The 7671-nt window shown below is 45.4% G+C and carries 8 protein-coding genes; all 8 read left to right on the top strand.

Annotation, left to right across the window (positions count from 1 at the left end; translation table 11 throughout):
* Positions 1-316: 316 nt before the first annotated feature.
* The 8 genes from V7M78_RS13310 (at position 317) to V7M78_RS13275 (ending at position 7554) form a co-directional block, all read left to right on the top strand.
* Positions 317-913, top strand: coding sequence for a cytidylate kinase-like family protein (locus tag V7M78_RS13310; protein WP_333650305.1), 597 nt, complete (start codon positions 317-319; stop codon positions 911-913).
* A 222-nt stretch (positions 914-1135) separates the two neighbouring features.
* Complete coding sequence (locus tag V7M78_RS13305) at positions 1136-1744, top strand: L,D-transpeptidase family protein (protein WP_333650303.1); 609 nt, start codon at positions 1136-1138, stop codon at positions 1742-1744.
* Between the two features lie 134 nt (positions 1745-1878).
* The gene (locus V7M78_RS13300; protein WP_333650301.1) at positions 1879-3054 is read left to right on the top strand and encodes an aminotransferase class I/II-fold pyridoxal phosphate-dependent enzyme; all 1176 of its coding nucleotides are present in this window, start codon (positions 1879-1881) and stop codon (positions 3052-3054) included.
* Complete coding sequence (locus tag V7M78_RS13295) at positions 3051-3518, top strand: VanZ family protein (RefSeq protein WP_333650299.1); 468 nt, start codon at positions 3051-3053, stop codon at positions 3516-3518. The genes V7M78_RS13300 and V7M78_RS13295 overlap by 4 nt, the downstream gene beginning before the upstream one ends.
* 1 nt (position 3519) lies before the next feature.
* Positions 3520-4260 (top strand): tRNA pseudouridine(38-40) synthase TruA, encoded by a 741-nt coding sequence (gene truA, locus V7M78_RS13290; RefSeq protein ID WP_333650297.1) that lies wholly within the window; start codon positions 3520-3522, stop codon positions 4258-4260.
* A gap of 33 nt (positions 4261-4293) precedes the next feature.
* Positions 4294-5472 carry a cation diffusion facilitator family transporter gene (locus tag V7M78_RS13285; protein ID WP_333650295.1) on the top strand — a complete coding sequence of 393 codons (1179 nt, stop codon included), beginning with the start codon at positions 4294-4296 and terminating at the stop codon, positions 5470-5472.
* A 76-nt stretch (positions 5473-5548) separates the two neighbouring features.
* Positions 5549-6127: an RNA polymerase sigma factor gene (locus V7M78_RS13280; RefSeq protein WP_333650293.1), complete on the top strand. Its 579-nt coding sequence runs from the start codon at positions 5549-5551 to the stop codon at positions 6125-6127.
* 8 nt (positions 6128-6135) lie between these two features.
* Entirely contained in the window at positions 6136-7554 is a 1419-nt protein-coding gene (locus V7M78_RS13275; protein WP_333650291.1) for an anti-sigma-I factor RsgI family protein, read from the top strand.
* Positions 7555-7671: the final 117 nt, after the last annotated feature.

Raw genomic sequence — 7671 nt, 5'->3', positions numbered from 1 at the left:
AAAAGATCCCTTTTAGTGTAGACAAGGGTAGACAGCTTAGTTTAAACGGGCAAAATGATGGGAAGCGTTTCGTTTGGCAAAATGGTTCTACAAGAATAAAGCAGGGCGGACTATGATGTATTTTGTAAGGTAAAGGATGAAATACTGGGAAATATGGTATACAGGAGTTGAAGAATGTGGTAGAATGCAGATATATCAAGACAAATGGAACCCTGTAATAATCATGAATGCAGCTCATGGACGGGTCTTGTCTGGCCGTAAGGAAACATTGGCCGGTAGAACTGTTTGGGCAGCAGAGGATAAGGAGGAGTACATGTTGGAAAAGGTGATTACAATCAGCCGTGAGTTTGGCAGCGGCGGACGTGAATTAGGTATGAAATTGGCGGAAAAGCTGGGAATTCCGTTTTATGATAAGGAACTGATTTCCCTGTCAGCGGAGGAAAGTGATTTGTCAGAGGAAGCATTTCTGCACTATGATGAGCATATTCCTACTTTACAGGAATCTTTGAAGCAGCACGTTTATTCGCCGTTTTCTTCTCTTTATGAAGTGTCTGTATCAGACCAGATTTTCCTGGCTCAAAGCCGTGTAATCCGGAAGCTGGCGGAACAGGGTCCTTGTATTATTGTGGGACGGTGTGCGGACAGAGTTTTGGAAAACAGCTTAAATTTGTTTATATATGCAAAAATGGAGAACCGTTTAAAGAGAATGAATTCTTTGTCCACAGGAGTTGCTCCTGAGTTAATGGAAAGTAAAATCAGGGAAGTGGATAAAAAGAGAAAGGATTACTATCAGTATTACACGGGAAATGAATGGGGAAAGGCCCAGAATTATCATTTGTGCCTGGAAAGCGGTGTGGCAGGGGTTGACGGATGCTTAAGCGCTGTCATGGCCTATCTGGAGTTTGTGCATTAAATAGAAACGTAATTTGTATTGTATTACGGAAATTTTGAAAAATGTAAGAATAACGTAAATCATAACCCAATAAACGGATGGTATAATATGGTTAATGAGAAAACGATTTTAGATTTCTGATGAAAAGCAGCGCTTTTTTCTGCCGTCCATCCGATTACGTCATGCCCTTTAGGTATGAAAACTTGTTTTCGTAATATGACAAATAAGGGGGTTTTTAAAATTGTGGAATTGATAGGAAGAAGATATAAACGTCTGCTTGCCTCGGTATTTGCAGTGGTATTGTCTTTATCCGCCAGCTTAACAGGGTATGGAGAGCCTGTATCCGGGCCAGGGGCAAATCTTGGAGCAGGAGGGACGCCATCCACAAATGGTGTGACCATATATGTGAGCAAACGGACCAAGGTTTTGACATTAAAGCAGAATGGTGCATTGATTGCTCAATACCCTGTTGCATTAGGAGCTTCGTCTGAGGATGGAAACAAAAAGGTGGAGGGTGATATGAGAACCCCCAGCGGCCAGTTTTATGTGTGCACCAGAAATGATAAAAGCGTGGCTTATTTATCCTTAGGGCTTTCCTATCCCGGAATCAAGGATGCGGAAAGAGGCTTTGCAGACGGCATTATTACGGAAGCGGAGCGGGATGAAATTGTGAAGGCGAACCTGGAAGGCAGACAGCCGCCCTGGGACACGGCTCTTGGCGGGGCTATTATGATTCATGGAGAAAGAATTCCCGATGGAACCACCAGCGGATGTGTTGCAGTTGACAATACTGTGATGGATGTTTTATGGAGCTACTGCAATTTAGGTGTGCCGGTTACCATAGGACCATAAGAGAAAATTCCCCCAATATACGGTTTTAAGCCGTTTTTGGGGAATTTTTTATGGCTGTCCTTGTATTATAACAGCCAGTGTACTATAATAACCAGGATATGATAAAATACAAAGAGACAGAGGAGAAGCGGTCCATGCAGTTTGCTAAAAGAATGAATCGTTTTGGAGAGGGAATCTTTTCAAAGCTGTTGGAAATGAAAAGACGGAAAGAGGAAAAGGGAGAGCTGGTTATTGATCTGGGTGTGGGCGCACCAAACATTCCTCCGGCAAAGCACATTACAGAAGCCTTGTGTGAGGCGGCGGCAGATCCGAAGAATTACATCTATGCCATCAACGACCAAAGGGAGCTTCTTGAAGCAGTGGCCCAGTGGTATGACAGAAGGTATGGCGTAACCCTGGACCCGGCAACTGAAATCTGTTCTTTGTTAGGTTCCCAGGAAGGACTGGCTCATATTGCCTTATCCATTGTGGATGAAGGGGATATGGTTCTGGTTCCGGACCCCTGCTATCCTGTTTTTGCAGATGGCCCTCTTTTGGCAGGAGCCAGTCTATTTTACATGTCTCAGAAAAAGGAAAATGGTTATATTATAGATTTTAATGATATTCCTGAAGATATTGCGAAAAAAGCAAAATTTCTGATTGTTTCTTATCCCAATAACCCTACTACTGCTTTGGCTCCCGATTCTTTTTATGAGAAGCTGATTGGATTTGCCATAAAATATAATATTATCGTTCTTCACGACAATGCATACAGTGAGCTGGTGTTTGACGGCAGGAAATGCGGCAGTTTTCTTAAGTTTCCGGGAGCAAAGGAAATTGGAGTGGAGTTTAATTCTCTTTCCAAAACTTATGGACTGGCAGGAGCCAGAATCGGTTTTTGTCTTGGAAATAAAGAGGTGGTCAGCAGAATGAAAACCCTGAAATCCAATATGGACTATGGTATGTTTCTTCCTCTTCAGAAGGCTGCCATTGCAGCCATCGCAGGGGACCAGTCCTGTGTGACAGAGACCAGAAGGGCGTATGAAAGAAGACGGGATGCCCTTTGCGATGGAATGTCTCAAATCGGATGGGAGATGGAAAAGCCGGAAGCTACCATGTTTGTATGGGCTAAAATACCGGAAGGATTTGACAGTTCTGCCTCTTTTGCTGTAGAACTGCTGGAAAAATCTGGTGTTTTGGTAACTCCGGGAAGTGCCTTTGGTCCATCAGGAGAAGGGTATGTGAGACTGGCCTTGGTTCAGGAGGAAGATGTTCTGGCCCGGGCAGCCCAAATGGTAGAACAAAGCGGGATTTTGAGGAACAGGTCATGAAAAAGAAGTATATCTGGACAGCGGTTACAGTGATTTATGTGCTGTTTATATTTTCCCATTCCTTGAAGCCGTCGAATGTTTCGTCAGAGGACAGCGGAAGGGTGCTGGAGCTGGTTCAGAAAGCGTTTGAGTTATGGGAAATAAATGCCCCGTGGGTGACGGAGCACGTGATACGCAAGGCGGCTCATTTTTCAGAGTATGCTTTATTGGGAATTCTGCTGTGGAACTGCCTTCCGGCCTGTGGCTTTGCTCCCCAGGTACGTTGGCTGATCCATTTGGCGGCAGGGTGTGTGATCCCTCTGTTAGATGAAACCATACAGTTGTTTGTTCCGGGAAGGTCCGGACAGGTTGGAGATATATGGATAGACTGCTTTGGAGTAGTTTTTGGAACATTGCTTGGAGCCGCAGGGCTGATGGTGAGAAAGCAGGCTATGAACGGCAGGATAAAAAGAAGGGCGAAATAATATGATGAAAAATTACCGGATGGTACTGGAATATGATGGAAGCAGATACGATGGATGGCAGAAGCAGGGAAATAGCTCTCAGACCATACAAGGGAAAATAGAGAGTGTTTTGGAGCGGATGGCAGGACTGCCTGTGGAAGTCCACGGTTCCGGGCGGACAGATGCCGGTGTACATGCCTTGGCCCAGACAGCCAATTTTCATGTTGATGTGAGCATGTCGGAGGAGGAAATAAAGGATTATTTAAATAAGTATCTTCCGGAGGATATCGGGGTAAAATCAGTGGAACAGGCTTCTGACCGGTTTCACAGCAGGTTAAACGGAATAGAAAAGACTTATTTGTACCGGATCGAAACCGGCGGGAAGAAGCAGGTATTTGAAAGAAAATACATTTACGGTCTTTTTCAGCCTCTCAATGTAAAGGAGATGGAGCGGGCGGCTTCTTTTCTAATAGGAGAGAAGGATTTTAAAAGCTTCTGTTCCAACAAGAAGCTGAAGAAGTCTTCGGTCAGAGTTTTAAAGAGCATTGAATTTAAACAGGAAGGAAGCAAGCTTATCATCCGGTATACGGGAAATGGATTTTTATATAATATGGTAAGGATTCTTACGGGAACCCTGATTGAAGTTGGGTTAGGACAGCGCAAGGCGGAAGAGATGAAGGAAATCCTGGAGGCAAAGGAGAGAAGTGCTGCAGGTTTTACGGCGCCTCCGGAGGGCCTTTTTCTGGAGAAGGTATATTATTAGAATGAATCAGGATGGGAGCGGGAAAGGAGCAGCATGACGGATTTTTTGGTGAGAAGGTTTGTCAGGGATTATAAGAATACGGATGATGTACAGGTAAGGACAAGATACGGGCTGATGGCCAGCACTGTGGGGATCTGCTGTAATATTATTCTGTTCTGCGCCAAAATTTTTGTAGGATTGATGGTCAACAGCATTTCCGTTATGGCGGATGGGTTTAACAATCTCTCTGATGCCGCCTCATCTATTATTGGGTTTGTAGGAGTGAAGCTGGCCGGAAAGCCCGCTGACGAGGAGCATCCATTCGGACATGGAAGAGTGGAGTATATTGCCGCATTTATTGTAGCCTTTCTGGTCATTCAAGTTGGTTTTTCCCTTTTTAAAACCTCTTTGGAAAAGATTTTCCATCCAGAAGAAATGGTTTTTAAAGGAATTTCTGTATTTATTTTACTCCTTTCTGTCTGCGTTAAACTGTGGCTGGCAGCCTTTAACCGCAAGCTGGGAAAACGGATTCAGTCTGCGGTCATGAAGGCCACGGCAGCGGATTCCTTAGGAGATGTGGTGGCGACTTCGGCTGCCATGGTTTCTCTTTTGTTCTATGGGATATGGGGATTGAATATTGACGGAATTGTGGGGCTTATGGTTTCCCTGGTGGTTATGTGGGCAGGTGTCAGCATTGCAAAGGATACCCTGGCTCCTCTTATTGGTGAACCCATTGATCCCAGGCTGTACGGGGAAATTACCAGCTTTGTGGAGAGCTATGATGGAATTATAGGAAGTCATGACCTGATCGTCCATAATTACGGCCCTTCCAGAAGTATGGCTTCCATTCATGCAGAGGTGCCTAATGATGTAAATGTGGATGTTTCCCATGAAATCATTGACAGGATTGAACGGGAGGCATTAAAAAAATTCGGTATATTTCTGGTAATTCACATGGACCCTGTGGAGACCAACAATTCCAGCGTGATGGAGTTTGGCTGTATGGTGGAAAATGTCTTAAAAGAAGTGGATACAAAAGTTTCCTTTCACGATTTCCGTATGGTGGAGGGAAGAAGCAGGATCAACCTTATTTTTGACCTTGTGGTTCCCAGGGAATATGACACAGAGAAACGGGAATGGTTAAAGGAAGAGATTACGAGAAGAATCACTGAGATGGATAAGCGGTGCTGTCTGGTCATTACAGCCGAAAGCGGCTTTGGAGTGGAAAAATAAGGAAATAAAAAATTTCCATATTATGCAATAAGAAGACAGCATTCCGCATTAACTTAGTAGAAAGGAAATCTGATCCATGTTGTTTATGGGATTGATGAGCCTTGGCGGGCCCGAGGATTACGGCCGTTTGAGCGATGAAGCACTGCTTGTAAAGGTTGCCGGTGGAGACCAGGAAGCCTTTCGGCAGTTATATCAGAATACAGACCGGACAATGTATAGCTTTATTCTGTCCATTGTAAAGCACCCCCAGGATGCGGAGGAGATCATGCAGGAAGTCTATTTAAAGATATGGACCTCTGCAGCAGGCTACAAGTCCCAGGGGAAGCCTTTGGCGTGGATGTTTACCATTGCACGGAATCTTTGCTATATGAAATTCCGGGAACAAAAACATGATTCGGATATCACCTTAGAAGATTTAACTGGAATGGAAACGGGAGAAGTCTGCCCGGAGATCGAGATGGCTGCGGATAAGATGGTGCTTCTTGCTGCCCTTCAGATACTTAAGGAGGAGGAGAGGGAAATTGTCCTGCTCTACACTTCAGGAGGGTTAAAACACAGAGAAATTGCCGCCAGCCTTAAGATACCGTTGGCTACGGCCCTTTCCAGATATAACCGGGCTATGAAAAAGTTGGAAAATTATTTAAGAGAGGAGTAGGCTTTGTTATGGCAAAATTAAATCGCAGACAATTGAATAGACAACAGCTTGAAGCCTGCATAAGGTCTGCGGTATGCGAGTTGACTCCTGATGTTCTGGACCGGATTGATTTAAGCACACCCCAGGAAAAGGAAGCAGCAGCCCGGCCAGTCCGGAATGTAAGGCGGAGGGTGACCGGTATTCTGGCAGCCGCCTGCCTTTCCATGATCGCCCTGGCAGGGGGAACGTACACCTACCAGAATGGCAGGGTGGATTCGGTAATCGGAATCGATGTAAATCCCAGCGTGGAGCTGTCTGTAAATAGAAGAAACAAGGTCCTGGAAGCTGAGGCTCTCAATGACGACGGGACAGCTATTATGGAAGATATGGACTTAAAGGGCGTGGACTTAAATGTTGCGATCAATGCAGTCATTGGCTCCATGGTCACCCAGGGCTACTTAAATGATCTGGATAATGCGATCCTGGTCACTGTGTCCAACGACAGCATTAAAAAGGCCCAGGGCCTGCGTTATTCGGTGGTAAAGGATATACAGGCCACGTTGGAGGAAAAGCAGCTGAAGGCAGTGGTCTATGACCAGCAGGTCATTGAAGAGGATGAAGTAAAGCAGCTTGCTGATGAATATAACATTTCTTATGGAAAGGCTTATTTCTTAAAGGAGCTGATCGGACAGAATTCCTCCATGACCATGGAGGATATGAAGGAACTGGCCCCCTTGAATATGGAAGAGATTGCCAGAGTCATAGCAGAGCGTTCCTATGCGGTGGGAGACAGGACCGGTGTTCAGGAGCCTGAGACTTCACCGCCCGCAACACATGCGGAGACCAGCCCGGAAACAAGCCCTCCTTCGACAGAGGAGCCGGTGACTGAGACACCGACCGCTGCGACAGAAAGCCAGACAACGGCCCAGACTTCCCAGCCACAGACCCAGCCGGCCTCTTCGGCACCTTCCCAAACTCCGGAGGAGACTTCCTCAGGGCAGGAGGTGGTATCGTCTGAGGTCATAAAGATTGATTATGTGGATTATGAAAACGAACTTGTTATGGTTTATTTCAAAACCAAGGTCAAATGGAAAAATCCCACTGTTTCTGTAAAGGATGGAGATGGAAATACTTATTCCGCAAAAGTGGAAGATACTTCTTCCGACTATTGTGAGATCCATGTGACAGGGCTTCAGGGAGCGACGGAGTATACCTTTATTCTAGGAGGAATTTCTCCTAAGATTGGAAGGCAGACAACTGTAAAGGGAGTATTTGAAACCCCTGTCATTGGAGACGGAATGCCGGATTCGGGGACAGAGGAGGAAGAAACAGAGGAGACGTCTGACACAGAACCGGCCTCCACCACCGGAACAGCGCCATCTGAAACTACACAAAAAGAGACAAAAAAAGAAGAGACTGCCCATACCGGAGAAGAGCCTTCCTATTAGGAGGCTCTTTTTGTCTAGGGAATGCAGAAAAACAATGAAATATGTAAAAAAATACTTGACCGGAGAGAAAAGCTATAGTATAATATGTTCGTTGTGTCAATGGGCTATCGCCAAACG

This window comes from Lacrimispora sp. (assembly GCF_036758025.1).
GTDB lineage: Bacteria > Bacillota > Clostridia > Lachnospirales > Lachnospiraceae > Lacrimispora.
Note: the sequence above shows the minus strand (reverse complement) of the source record. Positions and strands in the feature narration are given on the sequence as shown.

Excerpts from the sequence above, each read along its gene's own strand:
- V7M78_RS13295 (WP_333650299.1), top strand. The coding sequence starts at position 3,051 with ATGAAAAAGAAGTATATCTGGACAGCGGTTACAGTGATTTATGTGCTG.
- V7M78_RS13275 (WP_333650291.1), top strand. The coding sequence starts at position 6,136 with ATGGCAAAATTAAATCGCAGACAATTGAATAGACAACAGCTTGAAGCC.
- V7M78_RS13280 (WP_333650293.1), top strand. The coding sequence starts at position 5,549 with ATGTTGTTTATGGGATTGATGAGCCTTGGCGGGCCCGAGGATTACGGC.
- V7M78_RS13285 (WP_333650295.1), top strand. The coding sequence starts at position 4,294 with ATGACGGATTTTTTGGTGAGAAGGTTTGTCAGGGATTATAAGAATACG.
- V7M78_RS13300 (WP_333650301.1), top strand. The coding sequence starts at position 1,879 with ATGCAGTTTGCTAAAAGAATGAATCGTTTTGGAGAGGGAATCTTTTCA.
- truA (WP_333650297.1), top strand. The coding sequence starts at position 3,520 with ATGATGAAAAATTACCGGATGGTACTGGAATATGATGGAAGCAGATAC.